Source organism: Halomonas sp. FeN2, from assembly GCF_020595105.1.
GTDB classification, from domain to species: Bacteria; Pseudomonadota; Gammaproteobacteria; order Pseudomonadales; family Halomonadaceae; genus Vreelandella; species Vreelandella neptunia.
Genome location: NZ_CP074200.1, coordinates 889,339 through 904,571, shown reverse-complemented (window position 1 = coordinate 904,571; position 15,233 = coordinate 889,339). Strand labels below are relative to the sequence as shown.

The 15,233-nt window shown below is 53.7% G+C and carries 20 protein-coding genes; 12 read left to right on the top strand and 8 right to left on the bottom strand.

The features are described from left to right. Positions 1-28: 28 nt before the first annotated feature. Both KF947_RS04270 and KF947_RS04265 read right to left on the bottom strand, forming a co-directional pair. Entirely contained in the window at positions 29-1,249 is a 1,221-nt protein-coding gene (locus tag KF947_RS04270; RefSeq protein ID WP_227405542.1) for a hypothetical protein, read from the bottom strand. Further along, positions 1,218-1,691: a hypothetical protein gene (locus tag KF947_RS04265; RefSeq protein ID WP_227405541.1), complete on the bottom strand. Its 474-nt coding sequence runs from the start codon at positions 1,689-1,691 to the stop codon at positions 1,218-1,220. The genes KF947_RS04270 and KF947_RS04265 overlap by 32 nt, the downstream gene beginning before the upstream one ends. Positions 1,692-2,042: 351 nt before the next feature. On the opposite strand from KF947_RS04265, the gene KF947_RS04260 reads away from it, so the two are divergent. Beyond that, positions 2,043-2,936 carry a dihydrodipicolinate synthase family protein gene (locus tag KF947_RS04260; RefSeq protein WP_227405540.1) on the top strand — a complete coding sequence of 298 codons (894 nt, stop codon included), beginning with the start codon at positions 2,043-2,045 and terminating at the stop codon, positions 2,934-2,936. A 57-nt stretch (positions 2,937-2,993) separates the two neighbouring features. Here the strand turns inward: KF947_RS04260 and KF947_RS04255 are convergent, their stop codons facing one another. Beyond that, positions 2,994-3,929: a glycerophosphodiester phosphodiesterase gene (locus KF947_RS04255; protein WP_227405539.1), complete on the bottom strand. Its 936-nt coding sequence runs from the start codon at positions 3,927-3,929 to the stop codon at positions 2,994-2,996. A 149-nt stretch (positions 3,930-4,078) separates the two neighbouring features. After that, positions 4,079-4,621 carry an adenylate kinase gene (locus KF947_RS04250; protein ID WP_227405538.1) on the bottom strand — a complete coding sequence of 181 codons (543 nt, stop codon included), beginning with the start codon at positions 4,619-4,621 and terminating at the stop codon, positions 4,079-4,081. A 110-nt stretch (positions 4,622-4,731) separates the two neighbouring features. Between KF947_RS04250 and KF947_RS04245 the strand changes: the two genes are divergently transcribed. From KF947_RS04245 to KF947_RS04235, 3 genes are all read left to right on the top strand, one after another. Further along, positions 4,732-4,992 (top strand): PQQ-dependent sugar dehydrogenase, encoded by a 261-nt coding sequence (locus KF947_RS04245; RefSeq protein WP_227405537.1) that lies wholly within the window; start codon positions 4,732-4,734, stop codon positions 4,990-4,992. Positions 4,993-5,049: 57 nt separating this feature from the next. After that, positions 5,050-5,739, top strand: coding sequence for a VIT family protein (locus tag KF947_RS04240; RefSeq protein WP_133730109.1), 690 nt, complete (start codon positions 5,050-5,052; stop codon positions 5,737-5,739). Between the two features lie 92 nt (positions 5,740-5,831). Further along, on the top strand, positions 5,832-6,461 hold the full coding sequence (locus KF947_RS04235) for an SDR family oxidoreductase (protein ID WP_227405536.1): 630 nt from the start codon (positions 5,832-5,834) through the stop codon (positions 6,459-6,461). 15 nt (positions 6,462-6,476) lie between these two features. Here the strand turns inward: KF947_RS04235 and KF947_RS04230 are convergent, their stop codons facing one another. Next, entirely contained in the window at positions 6,477-7,460 is a 984-nt protein-coding gene (locus KF947_RS04230; protein ID WP_227405535.1) for an aldo/keto reductase, read from the bottom strand. A 72-nt stretch (positions 7,461-7,532) separates the two neighbouring features. Between KF947_RS04230 and KF947_RS04225 the strand changes: the two genes are divergently transcribed. The 3 genes from KF947_RS04225 to brnA all read left to right on the top strand — a co-directional run bounded on the left by KF947_RS04225 (position 7,533) and on the right by brnA (position 9,092). Then, positions 7,533-8,474, top strand: a complete 942-nt coding sequence (locus KF947_RS04225; RefSeq protein ID WP_227405534.1) for a LysR family transcriptional regulator — start codon at positions 7,533-7,535, stop codon at positions 8,472-8,474. A gap of 104 nt (positions 8,475-8,578) precedes the next feature. Then, on the top strand, positions 8,579-8,842 hold the full coding sequence (locus KF947_RS04220) for a BrnT family toxin (RefSeq protein WP_227405533.1): 264 nt from the start codon (positions 8,579-8,581) through the stop codon (positions 8,840-8,842). Further along, on the top strand, positions 8,832-9,092 hold the full coding sequence (gene brnA, locus KF947_RS04215; protein ID WP_133730114.1) for a type II toxin-antitoxin system BrnA family antitoxin: 261 nt from the start codon (positions 8,832-8,834) through the stop codon (positions 9,090-9,092). The genes KF947_RS04220 and brnA overlap by 11 nt, the downstream gene beginning before the upstream one ends. Here the strand turns inward: brnA and KF947_RS04210 are convergent. Next, entirely contained in the window at positions 9,089-9,991 is a 903-nt protein-coding gene (locus KF947_RS04210; protein WP_227405532.1) for a LysR family transcriptional regulator, read from the bottom strand. The two genes, brnA and KF947_RS04210, sit on opposite strands and share 4 nt — an antisense overlap. Positions 9,992-10,097: 106 nt before the next feature. Here KF947_RS04210 and trpB point away from each other — a divergent pair, with 106 nt between their 5' ends. The 5 genes from trpB to KF947_RS04185 all read left to right on the top strand — a co-directional run bounded on the left by trpB (position 10,098) and on the right by KF947_RS04185 (position 13,719). Further along, positions 10,098-11,327, top strand: coding sequence for a tryptophan synthase subunit beta (trpB, locus tag KF947_RS04205; RefSeq protein ID WP_227405531.1), 1,230 nt, complete (start codon positions 10,098-10,100; stop codon positions 11,325-11,327). A 20-nt stretch (positions 11,328-11,347) separates the two neighbouring features. Beyond that, positions 11,348-12,187 carry a tryptophan synthase subunit alpha gene (gene trpA, locus KF947_RS04200; protein ID WP_227405530.1) on the top strand — a complete coding sequence of 280 codons (840 nt, stop codon included), beginning with the start codon at positions 11,348-11,350 and terminating at the stop codon, positions 12,185-12,187. A gap of 170 nt (positions 12,188-12,357) precedes the next feature. Then, positions 12,358-12,978 (top strand): LysE family translocator, encoded by a 621-nt coding sequence (locus KF947_RS04195; protein ID WP_227405529.1) that lies wholly within the window; start codon positions 12,358-12,360, stop codon positions 12,976-12,978. Between the two features lie 87 nt (positions 12,979-13,065). Further along, a complete protein-coding gene (locus tag KF947_RS04190; RefSeq protein WP_227406275.1) occupies positions 13,066-13,305 on the top strand; it encodes a HigA family addiction module antitoxin in 240 nt (79 codons plus the stop codon). 93 nt (positions 13,306-13,398) lie between these two features. After that, the gene (locus KF947_RS04185; RefSeq protein WP_227405528.1) at positions 13,399-13,719 is read left to right on the top strand and encodes a hypothetical protein; all 321 of its coding nucleotides are present in this window, start codon (positions 13,399-13,401) and stop codon (positions 13,717-13,719) included. On the opposite strand, the gene KF947_RS04180 is transcribed toward KF947_RS04185, so the two are convergent. Together KF947_RS04180 and KF947_RS04175 are read right to left on the bottom strand one after the other, a co-directional pair. Next, positions 13,703-14,314 (bottom strand): LysE family translocator, encoded by a 612-nt coding sequence (locus KF947_RS04180; RefSeq protein WP_227405527.1) that lies wholly within the window; start codon positions 14,312-14,314, stop codon positions 13,703-13,705. The two genes, KF947_RS04185 and KF947_RS04180, sit on opposite strands and share 17 nt — an antisense overlap. A gap of 23 nt (positions 14,315-14,337) precedes the next feature. After that, positions 14,338-15,168 carry an AraC family transcriptional regulator gene (locus KF947_RS04175; protein ID WP_133730121.1) on the bottom strand — a complete coding sequence of 277 codons (831 nt, stop codon included), beginning with the start codon at positions 15,166-15,168 and terminating at the stop codon, positions 14,338-14,340. Between the last annotated feature and the right edge of the window lie 65 nt (positions 15,169-15,233).

The following is a 15,233-nucleotide window of genomic DNA, read 5'->3' as shown; positions in this document are numbered from 1 at the left end:
AACGTCCTAGCCAGGATCGGGGGAAACGTCAGAAGCGCAGCGATAGCTGGAATAACCACATATTCCATCTTCGGCTGGTCGCTGAAGAGTCTGGATTATCCTGAATGGGCAGCCAACCAGTGCCGTCCACATGGTGGTATTCGCCTGCCAACATTACTTGAGGGTGCGGTGTCCACTGAAGACCAAATGTTAGATCCTCCGCAAATTGGGTGTGTGCAGGCCCCAGCCCCTTAGCTTCAAAGTCTTTCCCTGAAGGATCATTTCGATTACTGATTAAACTGTCATAGCGTATTAGCCACTGCCAATTGTCGTAAAAGCGTCGAGTGTATTGCAAGTACCAGCTTTCACCTGTTGTATTGAAATTTAAAGAAGTTGGGTTGAAGTTTTTGAATCCTGATCGCCGTAATGCATACTCAGCAGTTATACTCCAAAGCTCTTGATTGTATTGGAGTGAAAATATCCAGGGCGTAAAGTAAAAATCTCCATCGTTCACACCTTGGTAGTGTGACTCTATTCGAGACTTCACATTAGCGTTGCTTACAGCTGCAACAATACGTCCTCCATCATGCTCATAGCGAACCTGTGCAATGGTGGATTGCTGAGGATTGAAAGAGCCTGCAATACGCTGTAGTTGAAGCGTTTGACTTAAATCATCACCAGCCTGAGGCTCGCCTAGACCAAGCTGGCCCCTTACTACTCCGCTATCCAACCGCTCTTCCAAATATAACGTTAGCCCATCCCCTGTAAGAGCCAAAGAACGCGTTCGGTCAAAATAGATAGACTGTGGTAGCAATATACTCGGACGGGTAAATGCCACGTCGCGGGTTTGGTTGTAAAAGCCAAAAGGGTTTTTAATTCGGCCTAGCTGAATACCAAGGGTACGCTCTTGGTTTGAAATCATTTGGTAATCAACTAGACCGTAATCCAGCTTAGGTTCAGCATCGCTGCTATTGCCTCCAGCTCGACGACTTAGCACCTGGGCAGCAACAAGCACATCCTGATGGGGACGTAAGGAGACGTTGAGGCCGATTTCGGTGAATTCGAAACTGCCTTCATCTTGGCTACTTTGACCAAAAAAGTTGTTATCGTCAGTAATCACTAGCGCTTGGCTAAGAAAACCATGTACCTGCAGAGTATCAAGGGCATGTTCGTCGCTTTGTGCGTTAGCAGCTAATCCCATTGCAACGGTGCCTAGCAAAGCGGCAATGGTTCGGCATTCATTCCATCGAAATGACTTGGACTCTATCATCCAGATACTCCCTTTCAAGATAGCCAATAGCACCGGGTGTCGTGGCAATGCGTTCGTGCATTTCGGTTTGGTCACTTACACGGTCGGGGGCTTGCCCTGTACCTGAGAAGACCATGCGATCCCAGGCTAGCTGAAGCTGATGCGGGTAAACCGCCAATTGCTCTTTGGCAAAACGAGCATGCACGGGGTGGCTATTACTCAAGACGAAAACCCTGACAGCTTGGCCATCCGGCCATGTGCGTTGGCGCATCGCAAAAATTGCGCGGGTGGTATCCCGATTCAGCCAGCGGGTAGTAACATCAGGATGAGCCACTAAATAAAGTGGTGCTTCCCGAGCGATGGCATTCGTTGCTGCGAAAGAGAGTCCCACCAGCAAAACAAGGGTGGTCACTGCCAGTAAGGCCAATCGCAATGGAGAACCGCTTATAACCGGTGATGGCATTGGTGATGGCTTACTGGTTGATTGATGAACGCCAGGTTCACGCACGATGCAGTTCTGCTCTGCACATTAAATGTGTATGAATTGATGACGTGTTCTCCCTCGCAGCACTAACGGAACTGTTTTTATATTCAGCTCTAATGGTATGACTGAAAGATACGCATCCAAAAACGACTGTGCCGTATCGATACGGCACATACCCAAACACTACATCAATTCAAGAAAAATAACAGGAAGTTATGTCAACGAATAGCGAGGATAAGTTATGACTATTCCATTACCGTATCCTTGTACCTAACAGCTAATCGCCTGTGGGAGACTACGCCGCCATCTACCTTAAAAGGATCAACCTTCATGTTCACTGGCCTAAGTGCATTTCCGCTAACCCCTATGAACGAGCAGCGCATCATGGAGCATGAATTTGCCCGTTTAGTTGCTCATTTAGCTGAGGCAGGGGTGGGCTCCATTGGTGTGTTGGGCTCGACCGGTAGCTATGCCTATTTAAGCCGTGATGAGCGCGCCCGTGTTGTCCAGCTTAGCGTTGAAAATGCAGTTAGTACGCCTGTTATTGTAGGTATTGGTGCGCTACGTACTCGTGATGTGCTGACTAACGCAGAGCGCGCTCAGCAAGCAGGCGCCAGCGGGGTGTTGCTAGCGCCGGTCTCCTATCAAAAGCTTACCGATGATGAGGTTTTCGACCTCTACGCTACAGTCTGCCAATCACTGAGTGTGCCGCTCTGCGTGTACGATAACCCTGGCACTACCCATTTTGAATTTAGCGATGAGTTGCATGGGCGAATCGCCCAGTTGCCCCAGGTACGCTCTATCAAAATCCCGCCGGTGAACAACGATATTGAACCTGCAAAGGAGCGGGTGGCTGGGTTACGCAAGCTGATCCCCGCTGATGTCACTATTGGCATCAGCGGGGATGCGGTAGCAGCCACCGGCCTAAATGCGGGATGTGATGCCTGGTACTCCGTTATCGGCGGGTTATACCCTAGAGCAGCGCTGGCGATAACCCGAGCTGCTCAGGCGGGGGACGTTCAGCAGGCCAAGGCACTTTCAGACGCCCTTGAACCGCTGTGGGTACTCTACCGTGAATACGGCGGTAGCCTGCGAGTGGCGGCTACCATTGCAGAAGTCACCGGCAAGGTGAGTCAGCCCTGCTTGCCCCAGCCGCTTAAAACGCTGCAAGCGGGCGATCGTAAAAGAGTAGAGCAGGTACTGGAGCAGCTTGGGCTTGAGTAGAGTTTAGTAACAAAAACGCCCGGCCAAAGCCGGGCGTAATAAGCACTTCAACGATGGTTACTCAACGAGCTTAAGCAAGCGATCTGGGTAATTTGTGAACAGGCCGTTTGCGCCCATTTCCATCAAACGCTCCATCTCATCGGCTTCATTGACGGTGTAAACGTGTACCGGCAGGCCATTTTCATTTGCTTGACGAATAAAGTTGGCATCAATGACTTCTTGGCCTTCGTAGATATAGTTAGTACCGATTCCCGACGCGTATTCCGCTACCGCCTGGAAGTCTTCATCATTAATCTCTGCTGGGCCCGGTGTCACACCAGTCCACTCCACTAAACGCGATTCGTCCTCTTCACTGGGGTAGTACCAAACGAGCTGGATGAGCGGAATGTCGTCGTTTAGTTCCTGCACCTTTAATAGGCTTTCCTGCTCGAAAGACTGCACTAACACGCGGCCACTCTCGACCATGTCATGTTCTTCCAGCGTTTTTACCAGGGCTTCTTCCAAGCCTGGGTTTAGCTGCGGTGACTTGGTTTCAATGTAGTAGCGAGCATTGTGACCGAAACGCTCGAAAAGCTCATCCAGCGTGAGGATCTGTGCCCCTGCAAAGTCCGCGTCTGCTTTATCAGCATTGGCTTCATTGAACCAAGTGCCGGTATCCAGCGCTTTCAGCTCTTCCAAGGTGAAGTCATTAATCTTGCCTTCACCATTGCTGGTGCGATCAATGGCGTCATCATGGAACACCACGACTTCACCGTCGGCAGTGATTTGGGCGTCCAGCTCTAAGTAGTCGACATTCCACTCATGGGCCAATTCATAGGCCGCCATGGTGCTTTCCGGCGCGTGGCCGCTGGCCCCGCGGTGGGCGATCACTTGAAATGACTCAAGATCTTTTAGCTGCTGCTCCAGTGGCGACATATCTGCTAGCGCAGTCGTGGTGGCAGCACCAGCGAAAAGACCCAGTGACATTGCGGCGAATAACGGATGACGTTGCATGAAAGTTCCTTAATTGAATGTTCGTTCAATAAGCCTACATGCCCTGAAGCGTTAAAGCCAAATGACAGAAATTGTTCAGTGTTTCATCAAGGGCCGATTAGGGCAGCAATTAAGCAAATACGCAGCGGGGCTATATAGCCACCCAAGAGCTAGGCACTCACGTTGAGACTCTTCACCAAAACCTGTGTTTCTTTTATGGAAGTCAAACGTACAAACTGAATATGCGAATAGAGGGGGTTAATCATATCGGCAAAGTAGCGTTTCCGGTTTTGCCGCCACGTTTTCAGTGACCATAGTAGAACCGAGTCACGGCTTAGAAACGTTTTGCGGAAGCTCTCGCGATTACCTGTACCCGGCCAGAGTTCCTCTTGGCTGATGATGCGTTTAACGGCACGAGTGAGTGCTTGGCTAAATACTCGCCAAAAGGGGTAATCGACCCACACCACCATATCCACATCATGCCACTTAATATGCCGAGTGCGATCAAAATTACCATCCAGTATCCACTCTTGTGGTGAGACTGCTAAAGCCTCTTCCAGCTCGGTGAAGAACACATCGTCCGGCGCTCCTTGCCAGTTAGCGCGCCAGAATAATTGATCAAGCTGAACGCATGGGGCGTTCAAAGCGTCTGCGAGCTGCTTTGCAAGGGTGCTCTTGCCGCTGCCACTCGTGCCGACCACATTAATCTTCATGGGAGTTCTCTTTAGGTGGCGCGACATTTTAATGAGTGCTCAAAGGGGCATCAAGCGCACCATACGGTGTAAATGAGTACCTTGGCCATTTTTAGAATGGACGCCCTCTATTGCTCCCCTCACGGATAACGCTTTACAGCGGCGAGCTGTTCTCGCAGTGGCAGGGCGATATACTGATAGGAGCGCTGGTAAATAAAGAAGTGCGCCGGGTACGTTTATCAAACGATGGTAGCGAAGCCGACGATGTAGAAGGCCTGTTTGGTGAGCTAGATGAGCGTATAAGAGATGTGCGAGTAGGCCCAGAAGGCGAGGTGTATCTACTTACCGACAGCGCCGAGGGCAGGCTGCTTCGAGTGGTGCCAGCAGGATAGTCGATGACCCTAAGTGCTATTGTCGAGTTGGATACGCCATCTAGAAAGGAAAAGCCCATGATTCATACAGAGCATCACCGATCTCACCGTACCGGTTGGCTGCGAGCCGCAGTGATGGGCGCGAATGACGGTATAGTCTCGACCAGTAGTCTGATACTGGGCGTTGCCGCGGCTAATACCACTCAAGGCGATATTATGCTGGCAGGTATTGCAGGCTTGGTGGCTGGCGCTATGTCGATGGCCGCGGGGGAGTATGTCTCGGTAAGCTCGCAATCGGATACTGAAAATGCTGATCTCGACATCGAGCGCCAAGCATTGGCGGAGCACTATGAACTAGAGCAGGAAGAGCTCGCCGCTATCTATGAAACGCGCGGCTTGGCACCCGAATTGGCACGACAAGTCGCCGAACAATTAATGGCCAACGACGCCCTAGGCGCCCATGCGCGAGACGAGATTGGCATCACCGACCTCAGTCAAGCGCACCCCCTGCAAGCAGCCCTCTCTTCAGCCGCGACGTTCACCATCGGCGCTCTTTTGCCGCTACTGGTCGCTTGGTGGGCGCCTTCCGCGCTGCTTATTCCTCTGGTCGCGTTGTTCTCACTGCTCTTTTTGGCCTTGCTGGGCGCTATAGCTGCCCGAGTGGGTGGAGCACCCATCCTAAAAGCTGCGGCAAGAGTGATGTTTTGGGGCGCTCTTGCGATGGCCTTAACCTCCGCCATCGGGCATGTGTTTGGAGTGATAGCTTAAAGGCAAAATGGCTGTCAGTGCCTGCACCTGGGGTTGAATTTCGCCTAAGTGCCTGCACTGAGAGAGGTGTAAGCAATTCACAAGGAGTCGTTATGACAACGTTAGTGATTGGCGCGAATGGACAGATTGGCAAGCAGTTTTGCGAACTGGCCCAAAAAGCGGGCACGCCTATCAAGGCAATGATTCGCAGTGAAGAGCAGGCAGCCTGGTTCAAAGAGCACGGCATTGATACCGTGGTCGCCGATTTAGAAGGTGAGTTTGAGCAGGCCTTTGACGGCTGTGACCAAGTGGTCTTCACGGCGGGATCAGGCCCCCACACCGGGCCGGATAAAACCCTGATGATTGACCTTTTCGGTGCTATTCGTACCGCCGATATCGCCAAGCAAAAAGGCCTCTCCCGCTACATCATGATTAGCGCCATGCGTGCAGAACAGCCGCTAGAGGCGCCCGAGAAAATGCGCCCCTATATGGCCGCGAAATTTGCCGCTGATGCTCACCTTCGCAACAGCGGCGTTCCCTACGTCATTCTCAAGCCTGGTCGTTTGACCGACGAAGCTGCTAGTCATCAGTTTGCCGATTCATTTGACGAAGCCGGTGACAACCAAATCTCTCGGGCTAATGTCGCTCACGCTCTGCTCCACACAGTGCAGACGTCCAGTTTGACGAATCAGGAGTACCTACTATTGGACGGTAAGCGTTCCATTGGTGAGATTATTCAGTAGGCAAGTTGCCGACACTTACGCATTAACCCCCTTCATGCCTTCCGGCGTATAGCGCTCACCGGTTACCGGAAGGTTGGCGGTGACGGTTTCCAACTGCTCTTGCTCATCAGCAGTCAGGGAGATGGACGCCGCTGCCGCATTCTCTTCAAGGTAGCGCAGCCGCTTGGTGCCGGGAATCGGCACAATGTTATCGCCTTTGGATAGCAGCCAAGCTAACGATAGCTGCGCCGGAGTGCAGCCTTTGAGCGCTGCCACTTCGCCGATCACGTCAGCGATGCGGCGGTTGGCACCCATGGCTTGTTCAGAAAAACGTGGCAGGTTAGGACGAAAATCGTCTTCGCCGAAATCGTTGGTATCCTGAAATCTTCCTGTCAAAAAGCCCCGGCCTAGAGGTGAATAAGGCACAAAGCCGATGCCGAGTTCTTCGCAGGTAGGTAACACGGTTTGTTCAACGTCCCGCGTCCACAACGAATACTCGGTTTGCACGGCGGTAACCGGGTACACGGCATGAGCACGGCGGAGGGTATCAGCGCTGACTTCGCAGAGGCCAATGTGGGCAATTTTTCCCTCTTTAACCAGTTGTACCAAGCCCTCCATTGTTTCTTCAATAGGTGTGGCCGGGTTAACGCGGTGAACGTAGTAGAGATCGATTTGCTCGACACCCAGTCGCTTTAGTGATGCTTCGCAGGCTTGCCGAGCATAATGGGCGCTGCTATCCAGACTACGCTGATACTCGCCGGGGTTGCGCACAATGCCAAACTTGGTGGCGATACGTACGTTGGGCTTATGGCTGGCAAGAAAACGGCCAATCAGCTCCTCGTTATGGTGGGGCCCGTACATATCTGCCGTGTCAAAAAAGTCGATTCCCAGCTCCACCGCTTGGGCCAATACCCGCAGCGACTCGCTATCGTCTCGGGGGCCGTAAAACTCGCTCATTCCCATGCAGCCTAAGCCAATGGCGGAAACGGTTAGGTCGGTTCCCAGTGTGCGTGCTTGCATGATGTCTCTCCTGCGTTTCTGGTTCTTAAGTGCTTCTTGAATTGGGAAGAGATAGCGTGGCACTATCCATTAATGAAAAAAATTAACGAGTTCGATAAGCCGTTTTCCGGTTTTGAAAATCAGATGCCTCGCGGGTGGGTCTGGGATGACACACGCACCTTTCTGGCGGTGGCCCGCCATGGCACTTTGAGTGGCGCGGCAGCGGAACTCCATCAGGGGATCGCAACGCTCTCCCGGCGTATCGAGCGGCTCGAAAAAGCCTTAAAGCTTCCGTTGTTCGTTCGTCAGCAGTCGGGCTATCAGCTTACCGAGGAGGGGGCAGGGCTAATCGAAAAAGCCGAGGCGCTGGAAGCCGCCGCAGCGGCGTTTACCAGTGGGGTTTCCCGTGCCACGCAGCTAAGCGGCAGAGTGCGCTTAGCCACGGCTGAAAACCTGGCCACGTCGTTGATTCTGCCCGCATTGCCACAATTCCATGCGCAATACCCTAGCATCAGGCTTGAGCTGGTGACCGATATCACTACCGTCAATCTGCACCGCCGCGACGCCGATGTAGCGCTTAGAATGGTCAAGCCCGAGCGGGGTAATGTCACCCTTCGGCGCCTTGGCACCCTGGGTTTCGGGCTTTACGCCAGCCCGGATTATGTAGCGCAGCGCGAGGCTCATCATGACGCGGGCGATTACGACACCGACACCTTTATCACCTGGGGAGAAATGCAAGCGCACCTGCCTGCCGCCCAGTGGGTTGAGCGCGTTCTGCAGGGGCGCGAGCCGGTGCTAACCACCACCTCGCTGGCGACCCAGCTAGCGGCGGCCAAAGCGGGGCTGGGGATAGCGGTATTGCCGCATTTTCTGGCGTTGGAGGCTGGGCTGGTGTGTATTGCTGCGGATATTGGCGTGGATCAGCCTATCTACTTGGTCATCCAAACGGATCTTACCCAGTCAGGTCGTACCCGGGCCGTGGCGGATTTTTTGGCTGAGTTGGTGGCCAATAACCGCGAGCGCTTGAATGGGTGAGTAGAGGGAAAAGATTGCATGTAAAAGTCTCGAAGCGCTCAGTGTGAGCTGAATGGGAACTTGGCTGCCTTGCGGATTGAGTAAAAAAGGAATAATTTATACTCATGAACGATTTTGAGTTCGATGAAGAGAAAAGTGCAGCCAATCGAGTAAAGCATGGAATCGATTTTCTGGATGCGCAGGCGCTTTGGAATGATCCTGATTTGCTGGAAATTCAGGCTAAATCCAATGATGAGCCACGTTTTCTTGTAGTAGGACTAATTGGCGTTAAACACTGGTCTGCTGTCATCACTTATAGAAATGAACGAATTCGACTCATTTCGGTAAGGCGTTCCCGGAAAAGAGAGGTGGAACTTTATGAAAGCTAATGACTTTGACAAAAAATTTGACCAAGGCTGTGAGGATATTGTCGATGACCTTGAACTGTCGACTGTTCGCCGTGTTAACCAGGAGCAAAAGCGAATCAATGTCGACTTTCCCGCTTGGGTGGTAGAGTCGCTTGATCGTGAGGCCGCTCGCATTGGCGTTACACGCCAATCTATTATCAAGGTCTGGCTAGTTGAGCGTTTGAAGGCAGAAGCAGCCGATAAGCCATCTAATAATCCATTGCCTCATTAACTATATTCGCCGCCCAGCTCCCGCTTAAGCCACTCCGCCAGCGGCTCGCTGCGGCGGCTATCGGCTTGGCTGGGCAACCACAGGCAGAGACGCGCAGGGGTTTGGATACTTCCCCAGGGGGCCGCCAGCCTGCCACTCCTCAGGTCGTCTTCCACCAATAGCCTCGGCGCGATGGCGATTCCCAGGCCCGCCACTGCCGCTTCCATCAAGTAGTAAAGGTGATCGAACCTCTGACCTTTGCTTAGCGCCTCTTCAAGCTGTGCCTGTTCAAGCCCTTGGGCAGTAGCCCACTGCGGCCACGCCTGGGGGCGGGAAGATGTATACAAGAGCTTATTGGCAAGGAGAGATCCGGGCTTGGTTGCATCGCACTTGGCCGCCAGTTGCGGGCTTGCTACCGCACATATCTGCTCCTCCATCAGCTCGAATACCTCAACACCTGCGGGCCAGGGCGGCTCGGAAAACGCCAGAGTGGCGCTGGCATCCGTTTGCGTGCCCGGCTGCTCGCTTTCACTCACCACCACCTGCAATTTCAGCTGGGGCAGCTCGCGGTGCAGACGATCCAGGCGGGGAATTAGCCAGCGGGCCAAAAGGCTGCCAGGGCAGGCCAGGGTGAAGGGCGCCTCTTCAACATCACGCTTGAGCGCTGCGCAACTATCCTTCAAGCGTGAGAACGCTTCACCCACACCACTCTGCAGTCGCTCCCCGTGCGAGGTCAGTACAATGCCGCGACCCGCTTTGGTAAAAAGTGCTACTCCAAAATGGTCATCCAAGCTCTTTAGCTGGCGGCTAACAGCGCCGTGGGTAACGCTTAGCTCATCGGCAGCGGCAGTCACGCTACCCAGCCGGGCGGTGGCTTCAAAGGCGCGCAGGGCGCTAAGCGGTGGCATGCTGTTTTGCATTAATACGTGACTCCAGCTCACATGTGGATGACATCTTATCGATTTTTATCCCGGCCTGCTTGCGCTACTTTCATTGCATTGTTTGATAACGCATTCAGAGGTCGTGATGAATCAACCTGTAGACGTATCCCAGAGCCTGCCCGATGCCAACGGTTTGTTTGGCAACTTTGGCGGCCGCTTTGTCGCCGAAACCCTGATGCCGCTGATTCTTGAGCTGCAAGACGAATACACCACCGCCAAGAACGACCCGGAGTTTCAGCGTCAGTTAGCCTACTTTCAGGGCGATTACGTGGGGCGGCCAAGCCCGCTCTACTTTGCCGAGCGGCTGACCGAGCACTTTGGCGGGGCGAGCATTTATCTCAAACGCGAAGAGCTGAACCACACCGGCGCGCACAAGATCAACAACTGCATCGGCCAGGTGTTGCTGGCCAAACAGATGGGCAAGAAGCGCATTATCGCGGAAACCGGTGCAGGCATGCACGGCGTTGCCACCGCTACCGTTGCTGCGCGCTTTGGTTTGCCCTGTGTCATCTACATGGGCGCAACCGACATCGAACGCCAGCAGACCAACGTGTTTCGCATGAAGCTACTGGGCGCAGAAATCGTCCCCGTCACTTCCGGCACCGGCACGCTCAAAGACGCCATGAACGAAGCGCTGCGCGACTGGGTCACCAACGTTGATGACACCTTCTACATTATCGGCACCGTGGCTGGGCCGCACCCGTATCCCGCCATGGTGCGAGACTTCCAAGCGGTGATTGGCCATGAAACCCGTAGCCAGATGTTTGAGAAACAGGGCCGCCTGCCGGATTCGCTGGTGGCCTGCGTGGGCGGCGGCTCTAACGCTATCGGGCTGTTTTACCCGTTCCTCGACGACCCAGACGTGAAGATGATTGGCGTGGAAGCGGGTGGCAAGGGCGTTAAAAGCGGCTTGCACGCGGCTAGCCTGAACGGCGGAACACCCGGCGTGCTGCACGGTAACCGCACCTATCTGCTGCAAAACGAAGATGGTCAGATTATCGACGCTCACTCGATTTCCGCCGGGCTGGACTACCCCGGTATCGGGCCAGAGCACGCATGGTTGCACGAGCAGGGGCGGGTCGAGTACGTCTCTGCCACTGACGACGAAGCGTTGGAAGCCTTCCAGGTTTGCTGCCGCCAGGAGGGCATTATTCCCGCCCTGGAGACCGCCCATGCCCTGGCGGAAGTGGCCAAGCGAGCCCCAAGCCTGCCACGTGAGCACTTGATGGTGGTCAACCTCAGCGGCCGGGGCGACAAAGATATGATGAGCGTGGCCCATCACCTTGGTGAAAAATTCGGGGTTAAACAGCTATGAGCGCGACACAGGAGAACGTCATGACCCATACCTCTCGTCTTGAACACTGCTTTGCTTCCCTCAAACAGCAAAACCGCCCGGCGCTGGTCAGCTACCTAACCGCCGGTGACCCTGATGCCGACACCTCCCGCCGCCTGCTGCATGGGCTGCCAGCAGCCGGGGTGGATATCATCGAACTCGGCATGCCGTTCAGCGACCCCATGGCCGATGGCCCAGCGATTCAAAAAGCCGCGCTGCGTGCCTTGAATAACGGCCAGACACAGGCCAAAACGCTGGAAATGGTGCGCCGCTTCCGTGAAGAAAACAGCACCACACCGATTGTGCTGATGGGCTACTACAATCCCATTTACTGCTACGGCGTCGAGCGTTTTCTAACGGATGCCGCCAAGGCCGGAGTAGATGGCCTAATTGTGGTAGACCTGCCGCCCGAGCACGACGAAGAACTTTGCCAGCCAGCGGCCCAACACGGCATTGATTTTATTCGTCTGGCCACGCCGACCACCGATGCCAAACGCCTGCCCAAGGTGCTGGCGAACGCCTCCGGGTTTATCTACTACGTTTCCGTTGCCGGTGTCACTGGTGGAAGTGCGCCCACACCAGAACGGTTGGAAGGCGCAGTAGCCGATCTTCGTGAACATACTGAACTGCCCATCGCCGTTGGTTTTGGCATCCGTACCGCCGAACAAGCCGCCACCATTGGCCGCTTCAGCGATGCAGTCGTCGTCGGCTCTGCACTCGTCGACTGTATCGAAAATGCCAACACGCCTGATGAGGCTGTGGAGCGTGTGCATGGCCTGGTAAGTGAACTGGCGGAAAGCGTCAGGGCGTGTCGGGAGGTGAGTGAGCCGCAAGTTTGCTGATCAGGGTATACGTCCCTTACTTACCGATTAACGCTGTTGTTGGGAAATGTATCGCCTCTGTTGGGTATCAAAGATTGAGCCAAGCCTTCGTGAGCAGCTAATCTAAGCACTTGGGCATACTGTCTAATGCTAATGAAGGGCTTTGCTGCGAGTCTAGAGAGGCGATTTTCATGAACCTGACCACGCTGCTGCTGTTTATTCCGGCCTGCTTCGCTCTCAATATGGCGCCGGGGCCTAACAATCTGCTGTCACTGACCAATGCCAAGCGCTATGGCGTTAGGGCCGCTTGTCTAGCAGGTATTGGGCGGCTGGCAGCCTTTGTTGGCATGATTACGCTGGCTGCTACCGGTTTGGCGACGCTGCTTTACACCTCTGAAAAGATTTTCCTGTTCATCAAGGTAATTGGTGGCCTCTATCTGTTATGGCTGGCGTATCAATTATGGGGTGCCGACAGCACTGAAAGTGTTGACGGAGATACCCAGCCCAAGAGCCTGTTTGAGCTGGCGCGACAAGAGTTCCTGCTTGCCGCCGGCAACCCAAAAGCCATCCTGATTTTTACCGCATTCCTGCCGCAGTTTGTGGAGCCCAGTGGCAATGTAGGGCAGCAATTTATAGTACTAGGTGCGCTGTTTTTGCTGCTGGAATGGGTAGCGATTGCCGGTTACGCCTATGCAGGCAGCTTTTTAAGCCACTGGTTTTCACGCCCCGCCATGCGGCGTTTATTCAACCGCAGCTGCGCAGGCTTATTGGCCAGCGCAGGAGTAGGGCTATTGCTTGCTAAAAAAGAGTGAGCAAGCTTTAACATGGGAGAGAGCTTTAACTCGCGACCTTCCCAGGCTGTGTATAAATGTTGCTAGAAGAGTTTTTGCAGCCCATGGATTACCCAGCGCGAGCTGGCGTCTGCGATTCATGTGCCTTACCAGCGAATTAATGAGCTGGTAAATAAAAAGCGTGGCGTTACCCCGAGCACTGCGCTCAGGCTGGCGCTTTTTTTTGGTGTTTCAGCGGATTTCTGGCTGAACTTACAAATGCGCTGGGATATTTACAAGGCAGAACAGCTTGAGCACGACGATATATCGAGTATTCAAGATGTGTCGCACTGGCAGAAGATGGCGTAAATACGCTTGATATAAAAATAGTAATTATCGATAGTTACGAGTCTAATCATTGCAGGCAGTAACCATTCAATATTTTATAAACAGAGAGAAACAATGGGAAAGCTCTTTTCACTAATCGTAGTAGTAGCGCTTGGCTACGCGGGTATTTACTTCTATTACGGCGTTGTCGTTGAGCGGGAAATCCAAGAACAGCTGGATGACCGCGGCCTTTCCGCTGTTAGCATCGATGACGTTGAGTATGATTTGCTGGCGCCTGTTAGCACCTCAGCGGAAATCGCTGTCACCGTCACTTATCGCGGCTCTCAAGCAACGTTGGATTTGGCAGTGCAGGGCCATCCCCTGTTTTCTGATGAAGTAACGGTCGAATTTGATGGCCTACAAGCACTACGGCTGGGCATCAGCTTCGGGCAGTAAGCGGTAACCACACGTGCTCAACGCCTATCGAAAGCGCCACAGCTACCAGCAATCCAGCCATTAGCCAATTGAAGCCCTTAATGATTGCAGGGCTTTTAATACGACTGCCTACGACGCTGCCAATCAGGATATAGCTACCGGGGGCGCCCGCGGCTAGCATCGCCAGTCCGAACGCCCAAACCACTAAGCTAAGCCCCTGAATGTCAGCGGCAGGAAACTGCAGTGTGGTGATGGGCAGGGTGGCCACAATGGCTTTGGGATTAAGCAACTGCATGACCAGCCCATCACGATAACTGACTAGCCGTGGGGCGTTGTCTGGCTCGCTTATATCAACACTTGAACGGGCGATTTTGCTTGCGAGATAAACAATATAACCGCAGCCCAAGGCACTCACCACGATCAGTGCTTCATCATCGATCCAGGCAGCACCCACCCAGCCCAATACTAATAAGTAAACCAGCATGGCGGTGCCTACACCGAGGCAAAACCCTACCGACTTTTTGGCTTGGCCATTGATACCAATATTCAGGCCAAGCAGATTCACAGGCCCAGGCGAATACATAGCGCCTAGGGCATAGGCGACAATTCCTAACATAGTTAAACCTCTTTTCTTAGGTGTTAGCGCGCGATATCACGCTGATACTGGTGGGGTGTCATGCCATAAATGCGCTTAAAGCGGCGATTGAAGTGGCTAAGGTCGGCAAATCCGAAGCGCAAAGCGACCTCGGTTAACGAGGCGCCAACATCCAGAGCAGAGCGGGCCGCATTGATTCGGCAATTGATCACATACTGATGCGGCGTGATGCCGTAATGCTGGCGAAACAGCCGCAAGAAATGGTACTTGGATAAGTGCGCCGCTTGGCTGATGTCATCAAGGGAGACATCTCTATCCAGATGGGCGTGGATATAATCTTTCGCCAATCCCAGCAGCGCATCGGGCCGAGTGGGCGCCTGGTTGGGCTGAGAAATCCCACCCAGATGCACTGTGCGCTCGATCATCTGATAAAGCGCGTTCTCCTGATCGATACAGCTACCGGTGTGAGAGGTGACCAAGCGCGCCAGTTCCAAAATGGCGTTGCGTAATTGGGCATCCTGAATCAGCGTGCTACGTGAACGAAAGCTAGCCGATTTTTCGTGACCCAGGACTTCCGCAAACTGCGCGTTAACCTGCTCAGGGTGTACATACACCATCAGGTAATCCAACGCATGCTCGCCGCCGGGTTCGCCATCGTGAACTTGTTCGGGATTAAACAAAATAACGTTGCCAGGAGGGCTGCGGTGAAACCGCCCGCCGCTGAAGAAATCCTGACGACCCGCCAGGGTGACACCGAAGGCATACTCCTCGTGGGCATGGCGGTCGTAGCTGAAATCCTCAATGGCCGCATGAAGCACCGTCAGTGTTGGCACATGCTGACTTTTGATAAATTGAAACCGGCTCGCGTTGCCCATGCCGCCCCCCCTCCTGATTAGTCACACCAACTCGAAACACAGCCCTAGATTATGCCGGTAGCTCC